The 23754-nt window shown below is 72.7% G+C and carries 20 protein-coding genes; 8 read left to right on the top strand and 12 right to left on the bottom strand.

What is annotated here, in order from left to right:
- The first annotated feature begins 89 nt into the window (after nt 1-89).
- Nucleotides 90-929 carry an SDR family oxidoreductase gene (locus QFW77_RS13385; RefSeq protein ID WP_280575269.1) on the top strand — a complete coding sequence of 280 codons (840 nt, stop codon included), beginning with the start codon at nt 90-92 and terminating at the stop codon, nt 927-929.
- Nucleotides 930-1021: 92 nt separating this feature from the next.
- The gene (locus tag QFW77_RS13380) at nt 1022-1915 is read left to right on the top strand and encodes a hypothetical protein (protein ID WP_280575268.1); all 894 of its coding nucleotides are present in this window, start codon (nt 1022-1024) and stop codon (nt 1913-1915) included.
- 9 nt (nt 1916-1924) lie between these two features.
- Here the strand turns inward: QFW77_RS13380 and QFW77_RS13375 are convergent, their stop codons facing one another.
- The gene (locus QFW77_RS13375; RefSeq protein WP_280575267.1) at nt 1925-2680 is read right to left on the bottom strand and encodes a DUF72 domain-containing protein; all 756 of its coding nucleotides are present in this window, start codon (nt 2678-2680) and stop codon (nt 1925-1927) included.
- A 252-nt stretch (nt 2681-2932) separates the two neighbouring features.
- Here QFW77_RS13375 and QFW77_RS13370 point away from each other — a divergent pair, with 252 nt between their 5' ends.
- Nucleotides 2933-3670 (top strand): DNA-formamidopyrimidine glycosylase family protein, encoded by a 738-nt coding sequence (locus QFW77_RS13370; RefSeq protein ID WP_280575266.1) that lies wholly within the window; start codon nt 2933-2935, stop codon nt 3668-3670.
- Between the two features lie 46 nt (nt 3671-3716).
- On the opposite strand, the gene QFW77_RS13365 is transcribed toward QFW77_RS13370, so the two are convergent.
- The 3 genes from QFW77_RS13365 to QFW77_RS13355 form a co-directional block, all read right to left on the bottom strand.
- Nucleotides 3717-4976 carry a serine hydrolase domain-containing protein gene (locus tag QFW77_RS13365; RefSeq protein WP_280575265.1) on the bottom strand — a complete coding sequence of 420 codons (1260 nt, stop codon included), beginning with the start codon at nt 4974-4976 and terminating at the stop codon, nt 3717-3719.
- A gap of 83 nt (nt 4977-5059) precedes the next feature.
- On the bottom strand, nt 5060-5992 hold the full coding sequence (locus QFW77_RS13360) for a hypothetical protein (RefSeq protein ID WP_280575264.1): 933 nt from the start codon (nt 5990-5992) through the stop codon (nt 5060-5062).
- Nucleotides 5992-7395, bottom strand: a complete 1404-nt coding sequence (locus tag QFW77_RS13355; RefSeq protein ID WP_280575263.1) for a glycosyltransferase family 2 protein — start codon at nt 7393-7395, stop codon at nt 5992-5994. The genes QFW77_RS13360 and QFW77_RS13355 overlap by 1 nt, the downstream gene beginning before the upstream one ends.
- Before the next feature lie 223 nt (nt 7396-7618).
- Between QFW77_RS13355 and QFW77_RS13350 the strand changes: the two genes are divergently transcribed.
- The gene (locus tag QFW77_RS13350) at nt 7619-8263 is read left to right on the top strand and encodes a DUF5671 domain-containing protein (protein ID WP_280575262.1); all 645 of its coding nucleotides are present in this window, start codon (nt 7619-7621) and stop codon (nt 8261-8263) included.
- Complete coding sequence (locus tag QFW77_RS13345) at nt 8260-8688, top strand: hypothetical protein (RefSeq protein WP_280575261.1); 429 nt, start codon at nt 8260-8262, stop codon at nt 8686-8688. Before QFW77_RS13350 ends, QFW77_RS13345 begins: the two co-directional genes overlap by 4 nt.
- Nucleotides 8689-8746: 58 nt before the next feature.
- On the opposite strand, the gene ligD is transcribed toward QFW77_RS13345, so the two are convergent.
- The 3 genes from ligD to QFW77_RS13330 all read right to left on the bottom strand — a co-directional run bounded on the left by ligD (nt 8747) and on the right by QFW77_RS13330 (nt 12023).
- The gene (gene ligD / locus QFW77_RS13340) at nt 8747-11344 is read right to left on the bottom strand and encodes a DNA ligase D (protein WP_280575260.1); all 2598 of its coding nucleotides are present in this window, start codon (nt 11342-11344) and stop codon (nt 8747-8749) included.
- 9 nt (nt 11345-11353) lie between these two features.
- Nucleotides 11354-11536 (bottom strand): hypothetical protein, encoded by a 183-nt coding sequence (locus QFW77_RS13335; protein ID WP_280575259.1) that lies wholly within the window; start codon nt 11534-11536, stop codon nt 11354-11356.
- 106 nt (nt 11537-11642) lie between these two features.
- Nucleotides 11643-12023, bottom strand: coding sequence for a J domain-containing protein (locus QFW77_RS13330; protein WP_280575258.1), 381 nt, complete (start codon nt 12021-12023; stop codon nt 11643-11645).
- Nucleotides 12024-12245: 222 nt separating this feature from the next.
- Here QFW77_RS13330 and QFW77_RS13325 point away from each other — a divergent pair, with 222 nt between their 5' ends.
- Nucleotides 12246-12770 carry a hemerythrin domain-containing protein gene (locus QFW77_RS13325; protein ID WP_280575257.1) on the top strand — a complete coding sequence of 175 codons (525 nt, stop codon included), beginning with the start codon at nt 12246-12248 and terminating at the stop codon, nt 12768-12770.
- A 246-nt stretch (nt 12771-13016) separates the two neighbouring features.
- On the top strand, nt 13017-15947 hold the full coding sequence (locus QFW77_RS13320; protein WP_280575256.1) for a ligand-binding sensor domain-containing diguanylate cyclase: 2931 nt from the start codon (nt 13017-13019) through the stop codon (nt 15945-15947).
- 68 nt (nt 15948-16015) lie between these two features.
- Here the strand turns inward: QFW77_RS13320 and QFW77_RS13315 are convergent, their stop codons facing one another.
- From QFW77_RS13315 to QFW77_RS13295, 5 genes are all read right to left on the bottom strand, one after another.
- Entirely contained in the window at nt 16016-16399 is a 384-nt protein-coding gene (locus QFW77_RS13315; protein ID WP_280575255.1) for an EF-hand domain-containing protein, read from the bottom strand.
- Nucleotides 16400-16554: 155 nt separating this feature from the next.
- Nucleotides 16555-17640: an endonuclease/exonuclease/phosphatase family protein gene (locus QFW77_RS13310; RefSeq protein ID WP_280575254.1), complete on the bottom strand. Its 1086-nt coding sequence runs from the start codon at nt 17638-17640 to the stop codon at nt 16555-16557.
- Nucleotides 17641-17708: 68 nt separating this feature from the next.
- On the bottom strand, nt 17709-19637 hold the full coding sequence (locus tag QFW77_RS13305) for a putative bifunctional diguanylate cyclase/phosphodiesterase (RefSeq protein WP_280575253.1): 1929 nt from the start codon (nt 19635-19637) through the stop codon (nt 17709-17711).
- A complete protein-coding gene (locus QFW77_RS13300; protein WP_280575252.1) occupies nt 19634-20164 on the bottom strand; it encodes a YfiR family protein in 531 nt (176 codons plus the stop codon). The genes QFW77_RS13305 and QFW77_RS13300 overlap by 4 nt, the downstream gene beginning before the upstream one ends.
- Nucleotides 20165-20169: 5 nt before the next feature.
- The gene (locus QFW77_RS13295) at nt 20170-22236 is read right to left on the bottom strand and encodes a TonB-dependent receptor plug domain-containing protein (protein ID WP_280575251.1); all 2067 of its coding nucleotides are present in this window, start codon (nt 22234-22236) and stop codon (nt 20170-20172) included.
- 554 nt (nt 22237-22790) lie between these two features.
- Between QFW77_RS13295 and QFW77_RS13290 the strand changes: the two genes are divergently transcribed.
- Nucleotides 22791-23723, top strand: a complete 933-nt coding sequence (locus QFW77_RS13290; protein WP_280573192.1) for a transposase — start codon at nt 22791-22793, stop codon at nt 23721-23723.
- The last annotated feature ends 31 nt before the right edge of the window (nt 23724-23754 follow it).

Genomic DNA, 23754 nt, shown 5'->3' with positions numbered 1-23754 from the left:
ACTTCGCCGTGAATCACGTCGGTTCGACGCGCGCCGCCCTATGTTGCCGTCCTCTTCCGCCAGCGCGGACGACACGACGAGGCCACCGCATGAACCAGCCAGCGCAGCAGCAGGACCATCCCGGAACCGAGAAGAAGCTCGACCCGAAGGCCGATCACGGCGAGGACAGCTACAAGGGCAGCGGCAAGCTCGAAGGCAAGGTGGCGGTGATCACCGGCGGCGACAGCGGCATCGGCCGCGCCGTGGCGATCGCGTTCGCGCGCGAGGGCGCCGACGTACTGATCAGCTACCTGTGCGAGGACGAGGACGCCGCCGAGTCGAAGCGCTGGGTCGAGCAGGCCGGGCGGCGCTGCGTGCTGGTCCGCGGCGACATCGCCGATCCCAAGCTGTGCCGCGCGATCATCCAGCGCGCGGTGGACGAACTCGGCGGCATCGACATCCTGGTCAACAACGCCGCCTACCAGATGTCGCGCGAGTCGCTGGAGGAGATCCCCGACGAGGAGTGGGACCATACCTTCCAGGTCAACGTGACCGCGATGTTCCACCTGTGCAAGGCGGCGGTGCCGCACATGAAGCCCGGTTCGGCGATCCTGAACACCAGTTCGATCAACTCCGACAAGCCCAAGCCCACGCTGCTGCCGTACGCCGCCACCAAGGGCGCGATCGCCAACTTCAGCGCCGGACTGGCCGGGCTGCTGGCGGACAAGGGCATCCGCGTGAACTCGGTGGCGCCCGGGCCGATCTGGACGCCGCTGATCCCGGCCACCATGCCGCCGGACGAGGTCGAGAGCTTCGGCCAGCAGGTGCCGCTCAAGCGCCCGGGGCAGCCCAAGGAGGTCGCGGCGGTGTTCGTGTTCCTCGCCTCCGACGAGGCCAGCTACGTCACCGGCGCCCGCTACGGCGTTACCGGCGGCGCGCCGATGCTCTGAGCGCCGCGTCGCACGGGTCGGCACCCGTCCGGTGACCTTTGCGGCCCCCGCAACGCGTATGCACTGGTATCTCCGACCCCGAGGGAACCACGATGACGCGTGCATGGACGACCGTGCTGGGCTGCTGCCTTTCGATGTTGCTGCTGGGCGCCTGCGCGCCGGATGCGTCCGATGCCGGGGCCGGCGCGGCCGGCGATCGGCCGGGCACCGCGGCGCCGGGAAGCGGGATCGCCGCGAAGGGGCTGGACGCCGCGCCGCTGCCGCCGGGTGCCGCCGCCGGCATCGCGGAACTGACGACCGGGGATGAACCGGCTGCCGGGCGCCTGCCCGGTGGCGATGCGCCGCCTGCCGCAGGCACTCCGCCCGTGCCGCTGCCGCAGGACGATCCGGCCCCCGCGCCGGCGGCCGCGACCCAATCCGGCGGTTTCGATCCCGCGGACGTGCCCGAAAGCGCGGTCGCGCTGCCGCCGTTTCCGCTGCTGGAGGCCCCGGCGGAGCTGCAGAGCGCCTACCGCGAGACCGAGCGCGACATCGCCGGCGACGGCCAGTATTTCCTCGCTGGCGAGCGCGCGCTGCTGGTGGAGGGCCGGATCTTCCGCGACAAGTTCCACCTCGGCCAGGATCCCGAGCGGCCCTGGACCGCGCAGCGGTTCCACCGCCATTACGAGGAGGCGATCGCTGCGCTGGGCGGCCGGCGCATCGACCGGGTGCAGTACACCCGCGAGGTGGCGGCCGCGGCGGGCGGCCGCGCGACGATCGAGAAGCACCAGCACGGCGCGGTGGCGGTGCCAGATTACCGCCACGACTCCTACCTGCTGCGCAGCGGCGGGCGCGAGTACTGGATCGATGTGAGCACCGGCGCCATTCCGCTGCACGGCTACGTGGTGGTGCTGGAGCGCGACTCCGCGAACGCGGCGGATGCCGCGCAGCAGGACGACGGCGCCGCCGCGGAGACCGGCGCGGCTGCCGCTACGCAGGCCGGGTAGGCCGCCTGCTCAGCGTTTGGCCAGCGCCTGGAACGAGGCGGCGTTGGTGGTGGCGTGGCCGAGGGTGGTGTTGTCGAAGATCACCCAGGCTTCCGCGCCGGCCGGGGTTGCGCGCGCCACCTCGGCCGCCAGCGCACGCAGCGCCGGCTCGTCGTAGGCGCTGTAGTACATGCGCGGCGCGCCGTGCCAGCGCCAATAGCGCACCGCGCCGGCTCCGCCGGCGACCGCCGCCTCCGGCACGCGCGCCGGGTCGGCGGCGACGCGCGCGATCCGATGGCGCGCCCACAGCGCCTGGCATCGCGGGGCGAACCAGCTCGGATGCCGCGGCTCGCACGCCACCGGCCCGCTCCAGCGCCGCCGCAGCATCGCGAAGAACGTAGCGGCGGCGCGCGCGTCGAACGCCAGGCTCGGCGGCAGCTGCACCAGCAGGCAGCCCAGCTTATCGCCGAGGCCGCCGGCCTGCGCGAGAAACGCGTCCAGCATCGGCCCGCTGCGCTGCAGGCGCGCGTCGTGGGTGATCGTGCGCGGCAGCTTGACCGCGAAGCGGAAATCCTCGGGCACGGTGTCGGCCCAGCGCACGTAGGTCGTCCGCAGATGCGGGCGATAGAACGAGGAATTGATCTCGACGGCGTCGAAGCGGGTGGCGTAGCGCGCCAGCATGCTGGCGCCTTCGCCGAACAGGTGCCGGTTCGCGGACGCGATCGACCAGCCGGCGCAGCCGATCCGGGTGTGGGCGGGAGCACGCGGCGGGGGGCGACGGGCCATGGTTGGGGGCCTGCGGGAGGTGCGGCGATAGCAGCGGACGCGCGGTGGTGGTGGCGTGAAGCGCTGGCACTCCGGCCAGCTGCGTCGTGCAGCGCGGCGGGTACGTCCTGCGCGCGGGGCGTCTCTGGCGCCGGCACCCCCGCGCGTCGCGGTCGAGGCGTGGGCCCGGCCAGGCGCAGCGGCCCGCGCCCGCTCGCGAAGCGGCGGGCATGCTGACGTCGGCCTCACCCGGCCGCGCGGAATACTCCGGCCATGCCCGAAGGCCCCTCCATCGTCATCCTCAGGGAGCAGGCCGCCGGCTTCGCGGGTCGCCGGGTGCTGCGCGTGGAGGGCAACAGCAAACAGGACATCGGCCGCCTTGCCAACCGCACCCTGCGCGCGGTACGCAGCTGGGGCAAGCACTTCCTGCTGGAGTTCGACGGCTTCTTCGTCCGCGTCCATTTCCTGTTGTTCGGCAGTTCGCGCATCAACGAACGCAAGGCCGCGCCGGTGCGGCTGGGGCTTGGCTTCAGCGGCGGCGAGGAGCTGAACCTGTACGCGTGCTCGGTCCGCATCGTCGAAGGTGCGCCGGAGGAGGTCTACGACTGGCGTGGCGACGTACTCGACCCGGCCTGGGACCGGGCGCTGGCGCGGCGCAAGCTCAAGCGCCATCCGCAGATGCTGGCGGCCGATGCGCTGCTCGACCAGGATATCTTCGCCGGCGTGGGCAACATCATCAAGAACGAGGTGCTGCACCGCATCCGCGTGCACCCCGAGAGCCGCATCGGTGCGCTGCCGCCGCGCAAGTTGTCGGAGCTGATCGATCAGGCGCGCGAGTACAGCTTCGATTTCCTGCGCTGGAAACGCGCCTTCGTGCTCAAGAAGCACTACCAGGTGCATACCAAGACGGTCTGCCCGCGCGACGGCGAGCGGCTCCAGTACCGCAAGCAGCTGGGCCGGGCGCAGCGCCACGCGTTCTGGTGCGCCGCCTGCCAGCGGCTCTACGAATGACCTCCCGGCCGGAGCCGCCCGCGGGCCCCGCGGCCATGGACCGTTCCTACGGATCAGCGGGGTCTGGCCCGCGCGCCATCCGCTCCTCGATGGCGGTGAACGCGGAATGCGCGCCGGGTGCGGCATCGGGCATGCCGGTGACGAAGTAGGCCACGCCGGTACCGGCTTCGCGGTCCAGCCACAACCCGGACAGCAGCCCGTAGGCTGAGCCCGCGTGGCCGACGCGCGCCACCCCATCGCCGAACGGGTCGTCGCGGCAGCCCTCGCGCGGCGTGGCGAGGATCTGCACCGCCAGGCCGTAGCGGCACTGGAAGCCGGGCCGCGACTGGCCGCTGTCGTCCTCCTCGAAGGTGGTGCCGTTGCCGGGCGCGGCGGTCCAGTGCGGGCGCAGCAGTTCGCGGACCGACTCCGGCGCGAGCAGGCGCACCCCGTCGACAGCGCCCTCGCCCAGCAGCAGCCGCCCGATCCTCGCCAGGCCGTTGGCGGAGACGCGCAGGCCGCCCTGCGGCGCGAACATCGCCCCGTTCACCCCGGGGCGCCATTGCGACAGATCGCAGCTGCCGTCTCCGGCCGGCAGCACCGGGCAGTCCGGGCGCCCGCCGCGGTGGTCGTCGCGCACCGGTTCGCCTTCGCCGTCGTAGAGCACCACCGCGCGCGCGGCAGTGGCCGCGTCGCAGGCGGCCCAGTTGAAGCAGCCGGCGATGCCCAGCGGCGCCAGCACCAGCCGCTGCATCAGCAGGTCGAAGCGCTCGCCGGTGGCGTTCTCCATCGCCGCGGCCACGAGCGGGAAGTTGAGGTTGGCGTAGCGGAAGTAGCCGCCCGGCGGATGGGCCCGGTCCCAGGCGCGCGGATCCTCGGGAATGTCGCGCAGTGCCGCGTCCAGCGGCACGTCCCAGTAGCCGGCCGCGTCGGTGAGGCTGGAGCGGTGCGAGAGCAGCTGGCGCAGGGTGATCGGCCGGTCCGGGAACGCCGGGTTGCGCAGGGTCCAGCCGAGCAGGCCGGAGACGTCGGCGTCGAGCTCGAGCGCTTCCTGCTCGACCAGGCGCATCGCCGCGATCGCGACCACCAGCTTCGAGATCGAGGCGACCCGCACCGGGTCGTCGGCGCTCACCGCGCGCCCGGCGGCGATGTCCGCCAGCCCCTCGGCGCGGGTCTCGGTGACGCCATCGCGGTCGAAGGCGACGCGGACCGCGGCGATCGGTTCGCCGGCGGGCGCCGCGGCCGCCGGCTCCTCGGCGCGCGCCGTCGCCGCGGCGGTGGCGAGGCCGGCGATGAGCAGCAGGGTGGGCAGCGGGCGCAGCGGCATGGGCGGCTCCTTGCGGCGGACGGCGCCACGGCGGCACCGGAAGCGGCCACCATGGCCGCGGATGGTCGCAGGCGCAAGCGCGCTCAGAACGCGGTCACCGCTTCCAGCATCAGGTAGCGGTAGCTGTAGCTGCCGGTCCCGGTGCTGGTGGCGACCGGCGTGTCGGAATAGCCGGCGTCCAGCCGCAGCCAGCTCTGTTTCCAGCGCGGCGTTTCCAGCCCGACCTGGAGCATGCGCGCGCGCTTCCAGTCGTCGTCCGCGCTGCGCTGGCGGCCGATGCCGGCCGCCGCGCGCCAGGTGTAGCCGCCGATCACCCGGCGCAGCGCCAGCACGCCCAGGGCCTCGCCGTACCAGTCCGGCGAGTAGTAGTCGCCGGCGCGGGGCTCGCTGTTGCGGTAGTAGCGGGTGCGCAGCTGCAGGCTCAGGCCCTGTTCGGGCACCAGCGCGTGCACCAGGTTGCCGCGCAGGTGGGTGCGCAGGTTGTCGTCGCCGAAGTCCTGCAGGCCCGCCAGCAGGGTGCCGCTGAGGCGGCCGCCCAGCGGTCGATCGATGGCGGCGCCGGCGAAGGTGGACATGCGGCCCAGCCCGGTGCCGTCGCGGGTCTCGAGCAGGTCGCGCTCGATGAAGAGCTCGCGGCGGTGCTCGCCCTCGGTGTGCAGCGACGCGCTGCCGATCAGGTCGTCGCCGTTGCTCCCGACCCGCGCCTGCCAGCGCCAGGTGTCGTCGGTGGTCTCGCCGGCACCGAGGGTGCCGCCGGCGTTGAGATAGGCGCGCTGTTCGCTGTGCGACCAGTGGTCGCCCGAGTATCGCGCGTGCTCGACGTCGACGCCGGTCCAGTGTTCGCGGTCGGTGCGGGTCCAGTCCCAGCCCAGCGAGGTCTTCCAGGTCTCGTTGCCGTCGGCGTCGGAGCTGGCGAAGACCCGCGGGCGCAGGGCCATCGGATCGTCTTCGGCGAAGGCGGGTGCCTGCGGCAGCAGGGCGAGGGCCAGTGCGGCCAGGAGCAGTCGACGATCCATCACTTGGTTCCCCAGTTCTTGCGCAGGCGCAGCAGTTCGGAGGCGTAGCCCATCACGCAGACCGGCTGCAGCAGCATGGTGTAGCAGAGCGAATACAGCAGGAATCCACGGATGTTGCGCCGGACCCTGAGGTCCTGCGTCTTGAACATCCCCGCCTGTACCCGGAAGATCACCAGGTTCCAGATCGCCGCCAGCGGCAGCACCAGCAGGGTCATCACGCCGGCGATCCAGTAGTAGCCGAACAGCGCCAGCACCAGGCCCGGCAGGAACGCCAGGGTGAAGACCAGGTCGAGCGGCAGGAACAGCAGGTTCCACCAGATGAAGAGGGTGGTCATGCGCGGCTTCACCAGCAGGCCGCCATGGCGGGCGAACGCTTCCATCAGGCCGCGCGACCAGCGCCGGCGCTGGCGCGCGAACTGCCCGACCGTCTCCGGCACCTGGGTGAACAGACAGGCGTCCTCGCAGTAGCCGACCCGCGCGCCGGTGCGCAACAGCGCCCACGACAGCACGATGTCCTCGCCCACGCATTCGGGCCATGCGCCGACCCGCACCAGGGCGGTGCGCGTGTACAGCGAGAACGCGCCCTGCGCCACCAGGGTGCCGTGGTACATGCTCTGCATCCGCTTGACCGCAGCGATGCCGTGGAAGTAGTCCCACTCCTGGGCGCGGGTCAGCCAGTTGCTGCGCGAATTGCGCACCAGCACGCAGCCGGCCACGGCCACGGTGCCGGGCGGGTCGGACAGGAACCGCTCGACCAGCTTGCGCAGCGCGTCGGGGCGCAGGTAGGAGTCGGCGTCGATGGTGACCACCAGCTCCTGGGTGGTGGCCGCCAGCCCGGCGTTGAGCGCGCGGGCCTTGCCGCCGTTGGCCGGCATCGCCAGCACCCGCTGCAGCATGCCCGGGCGCGATCGCAGCGCGGCCTCGTCGCGGGCGATGTCGAAGCTGCCGTCGGTCGAGCCGTCGTCGATCACCAGCACCTCCACCTGGCCGGGGTAGTCCTGGGCCTCGAGGCTGCGCAGGGTGTCGGCGATGGTGGCGCGCTCGTTGTAGCTGGCCACCAGCACGCAGAGATCGGGATAGTCGGCGATGGCGCGCCGCGGCGGCCGTCGGTCGGCCAGCATCGAGCCGACCAGGAACGCGTTCATGAAGCCGGGCACGTAGGCGATGAAGGCGATCACGAACAGCGCCAGCCAGAAGCCGGCCACCGCCGACAGGCCATCCAGCCAGGGGCGCGAGAGCCACACGCTGAGCGCCGCCCAGGCCAGCGCCAGGGTGAGGATCAGGACGAACTTCGCCGGCACCGGCACGTAGAAGCGGCGTCGGGGCGTGAACGTCGCGATCGGAGCCTGGTTCGGAGGCGGCAGGGGCTGGAGGAGCGGTGACGGCGCAACGCGATCGAGCACGGAGGAGCTCCGGGGGCGGGGGCGGGGGTCCCCGGTACATCCAAGAATCGTGCCAATAGTGAGAACCACGTCACATCGGGGAGCCCGCGGGGGCCGGCTCGCTTCCATACGCCTGCGTATGACGCACTGCGTCATCGGCTGCCCTGGGGCTGCCCGCCCGCGGCATCTCCCCCCATTGCCGCCGGCTGCTAGGCTGCCGCCACCGATGCGACAGGAGCAGGCGATGGCGGCGGCAACCCAGGATCTCGAGCTGTTCGTGCGCGATGCGCTGTGCAAGGGGGAATCCCGCGAGACCATCGCCGCGGCGCTGGACGCGGCCGGGTGGCCGCCCGAGCAGGTGCGCGCGGCGCTCGATGCCTATGCCGAGGTGCCGTTCCCGGTGCCGGTGCCGCGGCCGCGGCCGTATCTGTCGCCACGCGAGGCGTTCCTGTACCTGGTGCTGTTCACCACCCTGTACGTCTCGGCCTTCCACGTCGGCAGCCTGCTGTTCGACCTGATCACCCGGGCGTTCCCGGACCCGGCCGACGGCGACTTTCTCGCCCGCCGGCTGGCCAGGTCGATGCGGTGGTCCACCGCTTCGGTGCTGATCGCCTTTCCGGTGTTCCTTTACGTCGCCCACCACCTCGGGCGGGAACTGGCGCGCCATCCGGTCAAGCGGCTGTCGGCGGTGCGGCGCTGGCTCACCTACCTCACCCTGTTCATCGCCTCCGCGGTGCTGGTAGGCGACATGATCGCGCTGGTCTACAACCTGCTCGGCGGCGAGCTGACGATGCGCTTCCTGCTCAAGGTGCTGGTCGTGGCGGCGATCGCCGGCACGGTGTTCGGCTACTACCTCGGCGATCTGCGCCGCGAGGAACGCGAGCCATGAGCGTGTTCGACGGGCGCGCGCTCGCGATCGCCGCCACCGCGGCGGTGGCCGCCACGGTGATCGCGGCGATCCTGGCGATGGGCGGCCCGGCCGCGCAGCGCGAGGCGAAGCTGGACGTGCGGCGCATCGACGATCTGCAGCGCATCGCGCAGCTGCTCGACAGCCACGTGCGCCACCAGGGCGCGCTGCCGGCGGACCTCCAGGTGCTGGCCGCCCGGCCGGGCACCCGGCTGGCGCTGACCGACCCCGCCGGCGCGCGCTACCAGTACCAGCCGACCGGCGGCCGCGGCTATCGCCTGTGCGCGGAGTTCGCGACCGACACCGCTTCCACCCCGGAAGCCTGGCGAGGCGAGGAATGGAGCCATGGCGCCGGACGCCAGTGCTTCGAGCGCACCGCCGCGGCCGCGCCCGACGGTACCCAGTAGGCGCCCCGCGACATGCGGCCCCGTAGGAGCGGCCGAGGGCCGCGCCGGCGCGCGCGGCTCAGTCTTCGGACGACCAGCGCGCCAGGTTCTGCTTCACCCTGTCGATCTCGGCCCAGGGGTCCTTGCGCCGGCGCTTCAGGCGCGCCGGCACATTCTCGAGGGTGAAGGCATCGCCGCGCTCGAGCCGCGACAGTTCGTTCCACCCGATCGGCAGCGCCACCGGGGCACCGGCGCGCGCGCGCAGCGAGTAGCTGGCCACGCTGGTGGCGCCGCGGCTGTTGCGCAGGTAGTCGACGAAGATCTTCTTCGGCCGCAGCTTCAGCGTGGACACCGATATGAAGCGGGTCGGTTCGGAACGCGCCAGCGCATCGGCGAACCCGTGCGCGAACCGCTTGACCAGGCCCCATTCGCAGCCGGGATTGAGCGGCACCACCACATGCAGGCCCTTGCCGCCGGTGGCGCGCAGGAACGACTCGAGTTCGAGCTGCGCCAGCAATTTGCGCACGTGGGTGGCCGCACGCTTGACCTCGGCGAACGGCACCCCCGGGCCGGGGTCGAGATCGAACACCACCCGATCGGCGAGTTCCGGCGCGTCGGCCCGCGCGCCCCAGGGGTGGAATTCGAGCGCGTTGAACTGCACCAGCTCCATCAGCCCCGCGGCATCCTCCACCACCAGGTAGTTGGCGTTGTTGCCGGCTTCCTCCTTGAGCCGGGCGAACGACACCAGCTCGAGCCCCGCGGTGTGGTGCTTCTGGAAGAAGCACGGCTTCTCCGCGCCGCCGGGGCAGCGGATGATCGACAGCGGCCGCCCGGCGATCCCGGGCAGCAGGTGCTCCATCACCGCCAGGTAGTAGTCGGCCACGTCCTGCTTGGTGGCGCGGATGTCGGGGAAGATCAGCTTGTCGGGACTGCTCAGCCGCGGCGCCGCGCGCGGCGCCGCGGCGCTCGGTGCTGCGGCCGGCGCGGCGGCCTTGGAACGCTTGGCGCGCTTCGCGGATCCGGCGCCGCCGCGTGCCGACGTGCGCGGCGACCTGCGGGCCGGCCCGCGGCCGTCGCCACGGTCGGAATCGGCGAGCTCGGCGACCTCCTTGTCCGCGCGCACCGCCTTCAGCGACGGCTGCCGCAGCAGCCCCTGGCTGCCGGTACCGCGCGCGAACACCTCCACCACGAAGCGCGGTGCGAACCACTTCGCGCTGCGCAGGTCGGTGTCGTGCGGCGGCACGTGCACGGTCGGCTCGCTGCGGCCGGCCTTGCCGATGCGCTCGCTCAACTCGGCGATCAGCTGCTCGCTGAAGCCGGTCCCGACCCGGCCGCTGTAGATCCAGCCGTGTTCCGGGTCGGGCCGCGCCAGCAGCAGCGAGCCGAAGCCGCTGCGCCGGCCCTTCGGCGCGGTGTAGCCGACCACCGCGTACTCGTCGCTGAGCAACTGCTTGGTCTTGCGCCATTCGTCGCCGCGGCCGGGGTGGTAGGGGCGGTCGCCGCGCTTGGAGATGATGCCCTCGAAACGGCGCTCGGCGGCCAGCGCGTGGGCGGCCGCGCCGTCGCCTTCGATGTGCGAACTGAAGGCCAGGTGCGGAGGCGGGGGCTTGCCCAGCACCTGCTGCAGCAGCGCCTTGCGTTCCAGCAGCGGCGCATCGGAGAGGTCGATGCCGTCCAGGTGCAGCAGGTCGAACAGCACGTAGGCGAGCGCACCCTGCTTCTCGCCCGAGAGCGTGGCCTGCAACAGGCCGAAGTCCTCGCGGCCGCCCTGGCCGGCGATCAGCTCGCCATCGAGCGCCGCGGAGGCCAGGCGCAGCTGTTCCACCGCTGCGCGGATCTCGGGCAGCTTGTCGGTCCATTCCAGTGCGTTGCGCGACCACAGCCGCACTTCGCCCTGGGCCACGGTCGCGAGGATCCGGTAGCCGTCCCATTTCAGCTCGTGGACCCACTGCGCGCCCTGCGGCGGCGCCTGGCCGAGCCGGGCCAGCTGCGGCACGAACGCGCCTTCGGGTGCGCGCGCCTTGCGAGCACCGGGAAGTTTCGCCGCCGGTTTGCTCCAATCGCGCTTGCGCCGGCGTGCGTTCGGCGCCACGCCGGCGCGGCGCTTCTTCGCCGGCTTGCCCGTCCCTGCGCGGCGGGCGTCGGCCGCGGGCGGCGCGGTCACGTCTGCCAGCAGGTCGTCGGCCTCCAGGCTGCCGGCGAATCCGTCGTCGGCCTTGAACAGCAGCCACTGCGGCTGCCGGGCGGCCTTGCCCGAGCGCACCAGGTGCCAGGCACCCTTGAGCTTGTCGCCGAACAGCTCGAAGCGCAGATGGCCCTTGGCCAGCTGCGCCTCGGCATCGCCCTCGGTGGCCCACACGCCGCGATCGAACAGGGCGACGTGGCCGCCGCCGTACTGGCCCTTCGGGATCTCGCCCTCGAAGCCGGCATAGTCGACGGGATGGTCCTCCACCTCGACCGCCATGCGCTTGACCTTGGGGTCGTAGCTCGGCCCCTTGGGGACCGCCCAGCTCTTGAGCGCGTCCCCCACCTGCAGCCGGAAGTCGTAGTGGCGACGGCTGGCGTGGTGCAGCTGCACCACGAAGATCGCGCGCTGGCCGGGCGGCAGGCGCTTGCCGGGTTCGGGCTCGCGGGTCTTGCCGAACTGGCGCTTGCGCCGGTACTCGGTCAGGCTCATGCGCGCCGGCTATTTGCGCTTCTGGTCCCCACGGTCGCCCTGTCCGGACGGGACGGTGGTCTTCGCCTGCTTGCGCACATCCTGCGAGAGGGAACGGCCGAGATCGTCGCTTTCCTTGATGCGGCCCTTCTCGTCGCGGCGGATCAGCCGCTTGTCGCCGTTGGGTTCGATGAGTTCGCGCTTGGACGCCATGGATCACCTCGCTCGGGGAGCTGCTGGATGTGCTCCCACCGTGCGGCGGTCGGCATCAAGGAGACGCGAAGGAAGCGCCCGCGCGCGCGTGGCGGGCAGCGGCGATTCAGGCGCGTCGCTTGGGCGCCCGCGAATAGGCCGCGTTGATCCGGCTGGCGCGCGCTTCGGCCCTGCGTCGGGTCTCGGCGTCCAGGGTGGCGACCTTGTCCGGATGGCAGTGGCGGATCTGGCGCCGCCAGGCGGCGACGATCTGCTCGCGGCTGGCGCTCTGGCTCACCCCCAGCACCACGTACCAGGGCGCGTCGGGCGGAACCTCTTCCACGACCACCGGCCGCGCGGCGGCGCGCTTGGCCGCCCGCGAGGCCAGGAACGTCGAAAGCAGCCAGTAGCCCAGCGCCACGGCACCGGCCAGCAGCAGCGGTCCGGTCAGGTCCATGGTGGTTGCTCGAACGGGAGCGCCGCCGCCGCTGCGGCGTTGCTTGGACATCGCATGCCGTTCCCCGGATCCTCGCGCCAGCGGACTGTGGGCGTCGGTGGTGGCCGGCGTTCCCCGCGGCCCCATCGTGGGCGCCGCCGGCGCATCTTAGCAGCGGGCGGAGCGGATCGCGGATGCCGGAGCCCCGGCCGGGACGCTCCTCGCGCCAGTCCTCACGTGGCCATGAACCCGGATGCGTTGCGATGGGGCATCCCCGACCCAGGACCCGTCCCGATGCGCAGCATTCTCGCCACCCTTCGCAAGGAACACGACGAACTGCGCGAGCTGTTCGAGAAGGTCAACGCCACCAGCGACCGCGCCGAGAAGACCCGCCGCGAGCTGCTGCAGAAGATCGAGGCGGCGCTCATCCCCCACGCCAAGTGGGAGGAGACGGTGTTCTACCCGGCGTTCGCCGAGCGCGCCTCGCACGACCAGCTGCTGCAGCACGCCGAGGCGATCCAGGAGCACCGTGCGGTGGAACTGGCGGTATTGCCCGACCTGCACGCCTCGCCGCCGGACTCGCGGCAGTTCGCCGGCTCGATGAAGGTGTTGTCCGAGTTCATCGACCACCACGCCCGCGAGGAAGAGCGCGAGATGTTCAAGTCGGCCCGGCAGCTGTTCAGCGCGCAGGAGCTGGCCGAGTTCGACGCGCAGTACGAGCAGTGGAAGGCCTCGGCCGCGGCGGCGGCGATCGCCGCGCACGCGAAGATCAAGACCGGCCTGAAGTCGATCGGCCGCAATCCCAAGGCCCCCGGCTGAGCCGCTCCAGGCGCTGCACCCGCGCCGCTCAAGTTCGGCGGGGCGCGCCCGATAGAGACGTGTAGCCCTCCTTGCCGTCGCCCGGCGGCTGGAGGCCGGACACAGGGCCGGGCGGCCCGCAAGCGGCCGGCCCGGGGAGGGCGCGGGATGGCGCGTGAAGATCCGATCGCAACGCTTCGGCGCGGCCCGCGCGGCCTGGCCGAGGGGGCCGCGCGGGCGCCGCGCCGCGCTCTCGGCGCGATCGTCATGCTCGCGGCCGCGCTGGCGGCGTCGCCGGCCGCGGCGCTGGACCCCGACCGGGCGATCACCCAGTACGTGCTCGATCACTGGAGCACCCGCGAGGGGCTGCCGCACGACGTGGTGCGTTCGATCGTCCAGACCCGCGACGGATACCTGTGGCTGGCGACCCAGGGCGGCCTGGCGCGGTTCGACGGGCACGCGTTCACCGTGTTCGACCAGGACAACACGCCCGAACTGGGCAGCGACGACATCCGCAGCGTGTACGAGGCGGTCGACGGCACCCTCTGGATCGGGACCCAGGGCGCCGGGCTGGTGAGCCTGCGCGGCGGCGAGTTCACCCGCTACGGGATCGCCGACGGCCTCGGCAGCGACCTGATCCGCTGCGTCTACGAAACCACCGACGGCGACCTGTGGGTCTGCACCAGCGTCGGCCTCAGCCGGCGCCGCGGCGGCGGCCGCTTCCGCACCTGGACCAGTGCCGACGGGCTGCCTGCCGATGCGGTCTATTCGGTGCAGCAGGACGCCGCCGGCACCCTCTGGATCGCCACCGCGGGCGGGGTGGCGCGGATGGACGGCGGGCGCATCTCCGCGTTCGACGCCGGGGACGCGTGGAACGGCCGCACGCCGCCGGTGTTCGACCTGTCGCCCGCGCCCGACGGCTCGGTATTCGCCGCCACCTACGGCGGCGGCATCGCCCACTTCCGCGGCGGCGCGCTGCAGGTCATCGACAAGCGCGAGGCCGGCCTGGCCGACGACCGGGTGACCAGCGTGCACGAGGATGGCGACGGCAACCTGTGGGTCGCCACCTACGCCGCCGGCCTGCAGCGCCGCCGCGACGGCCGCTGGGAGCAGCTAGACATGACCCGCGGGCTGGCCACCAACCTGATGTACACCCTGTACGAGGATCGCGCCGGCAGCCTCTGGATCGGCACTGCGGGCGGCGGCCTGCACCGGCTGCGCGGCGGCCCGGTGCTCACCTGGACGACCGGCGAGGGGCTGCCCGACAACAAGGTCTTCGCGGTGCACGGCGAGGACGACGGCAGCGTCTGGATCGGCATGGAGGGCGGTGGCGTGAGCCGTTTCGACGGCCGCCGCTTCCGCACCCTGACCAGCGCCGACGGGCTCGGCAGCGACAACGTGATCTCGCTGGCCTCCGCCCCCGGCGGCGGGCTGTGGATCGGCACCTTCAGCGGCGGCCTCAGCCTGCGCGATGCCGGCGGCATCCGCACCTGGACCACCGACGACGGCCTGCCCGCCAACCAGGTGTTCAGCCTGTTCCAGGACGGCGAGACGCTGTGGGTGGGCACCATGAACGGGCTGGCGCGATTCCGCGACGGGCGTTTCCGGCGCTTCGGCAAGGACGAGGGGCTGGGCGCCAACGACGTGCGCGCGCTGCTGCGCGGCCGCGACGGCGCGATCTGGGCCGGGACCAGCGGCGGCGGCCTGTCGCGGATCCGTGGCGAGGCGGTGCGAACCTGGTCGACGCCCGAAGGGCTGCCCGGCAACTACGTCTATGCCCTGTACGAGGACGCGCGCGGGGTGCTGTGGGTGGGCACCAAGGGCGGCGGGCTGGGCCGCGTCGAGCGTGGCCGGATCACCTCGGTCGGGGTCGAGCACGGCCTGGTCGACAGCTCGATCTTCGGCATCGTCGAGGACGACGCCGGCAGCCTGTGGCTGAGCGGGCCGCGCGGCATCTACCGCGCGGCGCTCGCCGATCTCGACGCGGTCGCCGGCGGGTCGCGGCCGGGCCTCGAGGTGGAGCGCTTCGAGCGCGGTTCGGGCCTGGTCGGCGGGCATACCGTCGGCGGGTCGCAGCCGGCGGCGTGGAAGGCCCCCGACGGCCGCTTGTGGTTCGCCACCTTCGACGGCCTGGCGACCATCGACCCGGCCGCGCCGCGCGCACCGCGGCCGGCCCCGCAGGTGTACATCGAGGCGGTGCAGGTCGATGGCGTCGCGGTCGTCTCGCCGCTGGCGCTGGCCGGCGCCGCCGCCCATGCGATCGCGCCGCGCAGTCGCGACCTGGAGATCCACTACACCGGCGTCGACCTCGCCGCGCCGGAGTCGCTTCGCTTCCGCTATCGCCTGGTGGGGCTGGACGACGACTGGGTCGACGCCGGCAGCCGCCGTACCGCCTACTTCTCCCGGCTGCCGCCCGGCCGCTACCGGTTCGAGTTGATGGTCGCGCGCGACGGCGGGCCGTGGCAGCCCAGCGATGCGGCGTGGCACTTCCGGGTGCTGCCGGCCTGGTACCAGACCTGGTGGTTCGCGCTGCTGGCGACGTTCGCGCTGGTGGCGCTGGTGGCGGGGCTGTACCGGCTGCGGGTGCGAGTGCTGACCGCGCGTGCGCGCGAACTGGCGCGGCTGGTCGACGAGCGCACCCGCGACCTCGAGGCGGCGCGCGCGCGCTTCGAGCAGATGTCGCGCACCGACGCGCTGACCGGGCTGCCCAACCGTCGCGACCTGTCGCAGCGCCTGGCCGGGGAATGGGCGCGCGCCCAGCGCAAGGGGCTGATGCTGGCGGTGGTGCTGGTCGACGTGGACCATTTCAAGCAGTTCAACGACACCCACGGGCACACCGCCGGCGACGCCTGTCTGCAGCGGATCGCGGCGGTACTGGAGGACGGCGTGGGGCGCGGCAGCGACGTGATCGGGCGCTGGGGCGGCGAGGAGTTCCTGGCGCTGCTGCCCGACACCGACGTCGAGGGCGCCGAGCGCGTCGGCCGCCGCATCTGCGAGGCGGTCGCTGCGCTGCGGATCCCGCATGCCGGCGCGCCGTCCGGCTGTGTCAGCATCAGCGCCGGCGCCGCCGCGGCGCTGGCGGTGGCCGGCGCCAGCGTCGATGCGCTGGTGGCGCGCGCCGACGCCGCGCTGTACCGCGCCAAGGACGAGGGTCGCAACCGGGTGGTGGCGATCGGCGCGCCGCCGATCCTGCTGTAGGCGCCGGCCCGGCGGACCGCCGTGCGCCCGCCGGCGCGCCGCCGTCGTGCCGGCTGGCTCCGGCGGCCCTAGCGGATCCAGCCGGCCAGTTCGTGCCGGTCGAGCAGGCCGTTGCCGTCGACGTCGACCGCGGCGAACTCGCGCCGCAGGGTCGGGTGCGCGGCGGCCTCGGCCCGGCCGATGAAACCGTCGCCGTCGCTGTCGAGGGCCTCGAAGCTGATCCGGTAGGCGTCGGACGCTCCGGGGTCTGGCTCGAACGAGCGCACGATGTACTGCTGCTGGCCGGGCTGGCCGAAGGTGACGATCCCGGTCTGGCGCGCGCTGTCGCGCTGCGGCTGCTCCGCCGCCGGCGGTGCCGGCAGCGGCTGGGTGCTCACCTGCGCCGCCGCCGACCCGCACATCGCGAGCGACAGCGCGGCCAGGACGAGGCGGCGGGCGGGGGAATCGTTCATGCGCCGACCATAACGCCGCGCCGTCCGCTTCGCCAGTCGTGTCCCGAACAGCCGCCCGCCCGCGCGTCGCAGGGGCGTGCCAGGCGCGCAGGGACTGTCCCGCGGGTTCGCGGCCATTGGCCGTTCCCTGGGCCCGCGCAGCCCGCGATGCGCGCTCAGTCGCGGCGCACCGGCTCCCGCGCGACGTCGTCGGCGTCGGCGTCCTCGATCGCGTCGCGCGCCTCCTCGCGGGCCTCGCCGTCGAGCTCGAGACCGGCATCGGGCGGGTTCTCGCCGGGGTCCAGCGCCAGCTCGACCAGGATCGGGAAATGGTCGGAGCCGATGTCGGGCAGCCGCCGCATCTCCACCAGGGTGAAATGCCGGCAATGGAACAGGTGGTCGAGCGGCCAGCGCAGCGCGGGCAGGCGGGCGTGGAAGGTGTTGTACATGCCGCGGCCGACGCGGGGATCCAGCAGGCCGCTGACCCTGCGGAACAGGCGCGTGGTGCGCGACCAGGCGACATCGTTCAGGTCTCCGGTGACGATCGCCGGCAGGCGGCTGGCGGCCGCGGCCCGGCCGACGACCACCAGTTCCGCGTCGCGCTCGGCCGAGCCGTCGGCCTCGGTCGGGCTGGGCGGGCGCGGATGCAGGCAGTGCACCGCGACGCGCTGGCCGTCGGCCAGCCGCACCACCGCATGCGCGGACGGGATGTCGTCCTCGACCAGGAACCTGATCTCGCCGTCCTCCAGCGGCAGCCGCGAGTACACGTGCATGCCGTAGAGGTTGTCGAGCGGCCGGCGCAGGCTGTGGGGCAGCTGGTCCAGCAGCGCGTCCAGCTGCCGTTCCCACCAGGCGTCGGTCTCCACCGCCACCAGGATGTCCGGCTTCAGCTCGCGCACCAGCCGCAGCAGCGGGGCGGCATCGCGGTTGGTCATCAGCACGTTGCTGGTCATCAGCCGGATGCGGGCGTGGCCCGGCTCGGTGCAGGCGCGGGCCTCGACCGGGTGCAGCCGCGTATAGGGCCAGATCCACCAACCCTGGTACAGCATGATCGCGGCGTTGACAGCGACCACGGCCCAGGCCGTCGGCGCCTCGAACTCGCGCACCGCAAGCTGCACAGCGAGCACCGCGGCGCTGAGCACGAACAGCTGCAGGCGGGGGAAATCGAAACCGCGGATCCACCACGCCCGGGCGTGCAGCAGCGGCAGCAGCGCGGCGAGCGCCAGCAGCAGGGTGAGGCCGGCGAAGATCCAGCTGGACATGGTTCGGGAAGACGGCAGCGGCGACGCTGCAGTCTAGCCGGCGGGCGTGACGGTGCGCCCCGGGCCGCTCAGCGCCCGCCCGGGAGGGCCGCGGCGGCCGGCGCGGCTGCGGCCAGCGGGTCGACGCCGGCCACATGGCGGTGGAGGAACGCGGTGGCCTGCTCGGGGGCCAGCGGGCGCGACAGCAGATAGCCCTGCATCACGTCGCAACCGGCGCGGCGCAGGTATTCGAACTGCACGGCGTCCTCGACCCCTTCGGCCACCACCTCCAGCCGCAGGTGGTGCGCCATGGCGATGATCGCGGTGGTGATCGCCTCGCCGTCGCCGGGGATCGCGCGCACGAAGCTGCCGTCGATCTTGAGCTGGTCCAGCGGCAGTCGCGGCAGGTAGGCCATCGACGAGAAGCCGGTGCCGAAGTCGTCGATCGACAGGCGGATGCCGCGCGCGCGCAGGCGCCGCAGCAGGGCGATGTGGGTCTCCGCGTTGTCCAGCAGCAGGCTCTCGGTGATTTCCAGTTCCAGCCGTTCCGGCGCGAGCCGGTGGGCGACGAGGGTGGCGTCGATGAACTCGGGCAGCTGCGCGTCGCGCAACTGCCGCGCCGAGACGTTTACCGCCACCCGGAAGCCGGCCAGCCCCTGCGCCTGCCACTGCGCCATCTGCCGGCAGGCCGCGCGGATCACCCAGCGTCCCAGCGGCAGGATCAGGCCGCTTTCCTCGGCCACCGGGATGAACTCCGCCGGCGAAATGGGACCGAGCTCTGGGTGGTTCCAGCGCGCGAGCGCCTCGAAGCCGACCACCCGATCGCTGGCGATCGCCAACTGCGGCTGGTAGGCCAGCTCCAGCGCGTCGTGATCGAGCGCCTTGCGCAGCTCCGCGCGCAGGCGCAGGCGCTGCTCGTTGCGCTGGTTCATTTCCGGCCGGAACAGCTCGAAACCGTTGCGCCCGTTGCGCTTTGCCTGGTACAGGGCGGTGTCGGCATGCGAGGTGAGCGCATGCAGGTCGGCGGCATCGCGCGGGGCCAGGCCGATGCCGCAGCTGACGGTGATGTGCAGCTCGTGGTCCGCCACCGGGAACGGCTGCTGGAACTGCGCCAGCACCCGCCTGCCGAACGCGTCGGCCTCGGCCGCCGACTCCAGCGGCACCAGCACGATCGCGAACTCGTCGCCGCCGACCCGGTACACCGTGTCGCCCTGGCGCAGCGCGGCGCGCAGCCGCGCCGCGATCTGCCCGAGCAGGGCATCGCCCTGGTGGTGGCCGAGCGTATCGTTGACCGTCTTGAACCCATCGACGTCCAGCAGCAGCAGGCCGAGCCGGCAGTCTTCGCCGCGGTCGTGCAGGCGCGCGTCCAGCTGCGCGTTGAAGGCGTTGCGGTTGAGCAGGCCGGTGATCGGGTCGTAGTGCGCCATGCGGTCGAGCTGGAGTTCGGCGCTGTGCACCTGGCGGCGCATCCGCGACATCAGCAGCACGCTGAGCGCCAGCGCGCCCAGGCCCACCAGCAGGAACATCAGCACGAAGCTGCCGACCCGGCCGTACAGACGGTCCAGGCCCATGCGCACCACCAGGGTGCCGACGCGGCGCCCGTCCAGCGCGATGGGTTCGGCGATCGCCAGTTCGCGCAGATCCACGCGGACCAGCCCGGCATCCGTGAGCCGCGGCGTGGGCGGCGCTTCGGCCGCGCGGCCGTCGCGCTCGAATCCGCTCAGGCGGGTGCCGTCGTTGCGCAGGATCGCGGCTGCGCGCAGGCCGGGCAGCGCGCGCAGCGCCGCCAGCGCCTCGGCCCCGGCCTCGGCGTCGTCGAACACCACCGCGCCGGCGCTGTTGGCGGCGGTGGCGCCGACCTGCGCGCGGATGTCGCCGACGAAGTCGCGCCGCAGGGTCAGGAACTGCAGGGTGGTGATCAGCGCGCCCGCGACCAGCAGGGCCGCGGCGGCGGTGACCACGCTGGTGGTGGTGGCCGACCGCCCGAGCCGGCCCATCTGCGCGTGCGACCCGGTCACAGCACCCGCCTCGCCAGCCGCAGCAGCCGCGAGCTGAGCGCCAGGCGCGCTTGCGCGACGCGTCCGCCGTCGACGTCGAAGCGGACCCGGGCCTCCTCTCGGACCAGCACGATCGCCGCGCCGTTGCTGCCGACCGTTCCGCCGTCGCTGACGGTGAGCAGGCCGCCGCCGGCCAGCGCCCGGGCCAGGGCGGGCTCGGCACCGGGGCCGGCCGCGCCCACCACCGCGACGTGGCAGCCGGCCGGTTCCGCATCGCGGTCCCAGTGCTGCACGCTGACCCGGCGCTCGCCGACGGGCTTGCCGTGCAGTTCGCCCAGTGCCGATGCCAGCGCGTGCCGGGCATCCACGCACAGCCGCAGCTGGTCCGTCTCGGCCAGCGCTTCGGCCGGCCAGGTGGTGAAGAGCAGGAAGTTGTAGACGAAGGCCGCCTTCAGCGCCGGTTCCCGCACCTGCGCGCGCGCCTCGCCGGCGCCCAGGCACAGGACGCCGAGCAGGAGGACCAGCAGGGGCGGGCGGGGCTGGCGCATGGCGGTCAGAACCGATGCTCCAGCTGCAGCAGGAAGCGTCGCCCGTCCTGTTCGATCGCGTTCTGCACGAACGCCGGGCCGGCCGGGTCCGCGTAGCGCCGGTCGAACAGGTTGTAGACGCTGGCCGACAACCCGGTGCGCGGCGTCAGCCTTGGCCAGCGCAGGGTGAGGTTGGACAGCCAGTGACCGGGGACCGGGCCGTACAGGCCGTCGCGCGCGGAAAGGTGGCGGGCATCGAGGCCGGCGCGCATCGCACCGTCGAACAGCGGCAGCGCCAGCTGCAGCTTGGCCATGCGCTCAGGCGCGGCCATCACCGCAGCCTCGCTGGCGTCGAGGTCGAGGTGCGCCCATTCCCAGGAAGCGCGCAGGGTGGCGCCGCCGGGCCAGCTCCGCTCGACGCCGAACTCCGCCCCGGTGACCTGCACCGAATCGGTGTTCTCGAACACCAGCTGGCCGTTGTCGGGATCGGCGACCTGGGTGACCAGATCGCGCGAGCGGTAGCGGTAGGCCGAGGCCTGCAGCCGGGTGTACGCGCCGAGGGTGCGCAGGTAGGCCAGCTCGGTGGTGCGGATCCGCTCCGAGCCGAGGTCGGGATTGGCGCGCTGCACGCCTTCGCCGTCGCCGCCCTCCAGTTCGCCCTCGGCGATGCCGTAGTAGCGCTCGTAGGCGTTGGGGGTGCGGAACGCCTCGCCGACGATCGCCTTGAGCGTGTCGCGCTCGCTCGGATGCCAGATCAGCGCCAGCCGCGGACTGAAGCGCCGCGCGCCCTCGAATTCGACGTCGTAGCGCAGCCCGGCGTTGACCAGCAAGCGGCTGCCGAGCGCGATCTCGTCCTCCACGAACAGCCCATAGCGGTGCGCGCTGCGGCTGTCGTCGGCGTAACTCCAGAACGGGTCGAGGTCGACGTTGAACTGGCGCAGGCGCTGGTCCCAGCGCGCGTCGGCGCCGACCACCAGGGTGTGGCCGGCCAGCGCGGTGGACAGCGCCTGGAAGCTCGCCCCGGCCCAGCGGGCGCGGCTGCGGTCGATGTTCAGCACGTCTTCGCCGGTTTCCCCGTCGTAGACGTAGAGCCCGTCGTAGGCGAAGCGGCCGGCGCTGAGGTGGCCGGACAGCGCGAGTCCGCCGGCGGTGTCACCCTGCCAGGCGATGGCGGCCTGGCTGCGGACGTCGCGGGTATACGGACGGGGATCGTTGAAGCGCTGGGCATACGAGGCGGTCGGAATGCCCTTGCTGCGCGAGGCATGGAGCAGGGTGACGCCGAACCCGCCGGCACCGGCCTTCAGCAGCAGGCGGTGGGCGCTGTCGTCGTCGTTGGCGACGGCGATGCCGTGGTTGTCCGCGGGCGTATCGAACTCGGGAAAGTACAGGTCGCGTCCGTCGCGGGCGAAGGCGCTGGCGGCCAGCAGCAGTTCGCGCCCGTGCGCGTCGCGCCAGCCGCGGCGCAGCGCCATGCCGCGGTGGCCGTCGCTGCCGTAGGCCAGGCGCAGCTCCGGGACGGGATAGTCGGCGGCGTCCCGGGTCATGACGTTGACGACGCCGAAGAAGGCGCTGGAACCGTAGACCGACGAGCCCGGCCCCGGCACGTATTCGATGCGCTCCACCAGGTCCATGTCCAGGACGAAATCGGTGCCGGTGCTGCCCTGGTCGTAGATCGGATCGTTGACGCGCACGCCGTCGACCAGGACCAGGAAGCGGCTGTCGAAATCGCCAGGACGCATGAAACCGCGCGCGCCCAGGTAGGCATAGTTGCGGTCGTGGCTGCCGAACAGGCCGGGCAGGCTGGTCAGGGCCTCGCCGAGGGTGCGCCAGCCGTGGTCGCGGATCTGCCCCGCGGTGACCACTCGCACCGCCGAGGGCGCCGCGCGCGCGTCCTGGCGGAACCGCGAGGCGGTGCTGACTTCCAGATCGAGCAGATGTTCGATCGGCAACGCCGCCAGATCGGCGGCGGACGGCTCCGCGGCGATCGCGCCGGTGCCGGCCAGCGCCAGCGCCGTCGCCACGGCCATCCGCAACGGCCACGGCTGCCGGAGCGGCGCGGTGACGGGCGAAGGAGGGGCGGAAGGACGGGGCATCGGGCGGGTCGCGCAGCGGGGGGACGCCGGACCGCCACCAGCCGCATTCCGTGCTCGCGGTCACCCGGTGTCATGCAGCGGGCGTCGGCGACGGGATGCGGGCGCGTGGTCCCGGCGCCTCGTTAACGGCGGCGCCCGCAGGCCCTTGAGCCCACCCCGAGCCCTGGTGCCGGCCCCCCGTCATCCACCGCCGCGCCCGGGTGCTCCCAGCGGCCGCGAACCTTCGCAGGAGCGTGCCATGCACGCGAAGGCCGGTGCGATCGGAAATGCCCGGAAACGCTGCACCGCCGGGAGTCGACCATCGCTGCGCCCGCGGTCCGTCCGCGATTTCCGCGGCGTTCGCGCCCATGGGCCCGCTTGTATGTTTGGGCCTGTCGGGGCGGAGGGACCTGAGCCGCATCTGGCCTTTGGCACAGACCGTAGGAGATTTCGTCCCCCCCACCACAGCGCCCATGAGGAATCCATCGGCCGGCGTGTGGCGCCGGACCGACCATCTCGGCAAGCGAGCGCCGGGGCCCCGACAGGCTGATCCACGCTACCTCGGAGATCCTGTCATGACAACAGAACACCCCCTGTGCATCGGCATCGACGTCAGCAAGGCCGAGCTGGCCATCTATGACGGCAGCAGCTTCATCACGGTGGTCAACACCACCAAGCAGATCAAGGCCTGGCTCAAGACCCTGACCGGACCGGCCAGGATCGCCGTCGAAGCCACCGGCACCTATCACCTGCAGGTACTGGAGCAGGCGAGCCGGAAGGGCCACGCCCTGTTCGTGGTGGACGGCTTCCGGCTCAACCGCTACCGCGACAGCGTCGGCGGTCGGGCCAAGACCGACCTGGCCGATGCGAAGCTGCTGTGGCGCTACCTGCGCCACGAGTACGACCATCTACGCCCCTGGGTGGCCCCGCCGCCCGGCTACGCCCGCCTCAAGCGCCTGCTCAACCGCCGCGCCAAGCTGGTCAAGATGGGCGTGGCGGTGCGCCAGAGCCTGGCCGGGGTGCCGGAGCTGCGGACCGCGTGCCGCAGCCTGTTGGAACGCCTGGATCGACTGCTGGCGTCGATCGACCGGCTGCTGCAGCACCAAGTGGAAAAGTCCGGGCTGCAGGACCAGATCAAGCGGGTTGGCGCCATCGAGGGCATCGGCAAGCTCAATGCCACGGCCTTGACCACCGCCTACCTGCGCGGCGCGTTCCGCAGCAGCGACGCCTTCATCGCCTTCCTGGGCCTGGACGTTCGAATCCGCGACTCCGGCCGCCAACGTGGCCGCCGCAAACTCACCAAGCAGGGCGACAGCGAGACCCGACGCCTCCTGCACAACGCCGCCATGGCCGCCTCGCGCAGGGGCCGATGGCACCAGCTGCACCAAGCCAACCTGGCCCGGGGCCTGACCCGCATCCAGAGTCTGGTCATCGTCGCCCGCAAGCTCGCCCGGCTCGCCTTCGCCCTGCTCAAGAGCGGAGCCCAATACCGCCCACAACCGACCTGAGACCGTTGCAGCCGAACATAGAATCTCCTAC

This window comes from Luteimonas endophytica (assembly GCF_029887875.1).
GTDB classification, from domain to species: domain Bacteria; phylum Pseudomonadota; class Gammaproteobacteria; order Xanthomonadales; family Xanthomonadaceae; genus Luteimonas; species Luteimonas endophytica.
This window is presented reverse-complemented; position numbering and strand designations above follow the sequence as displayed.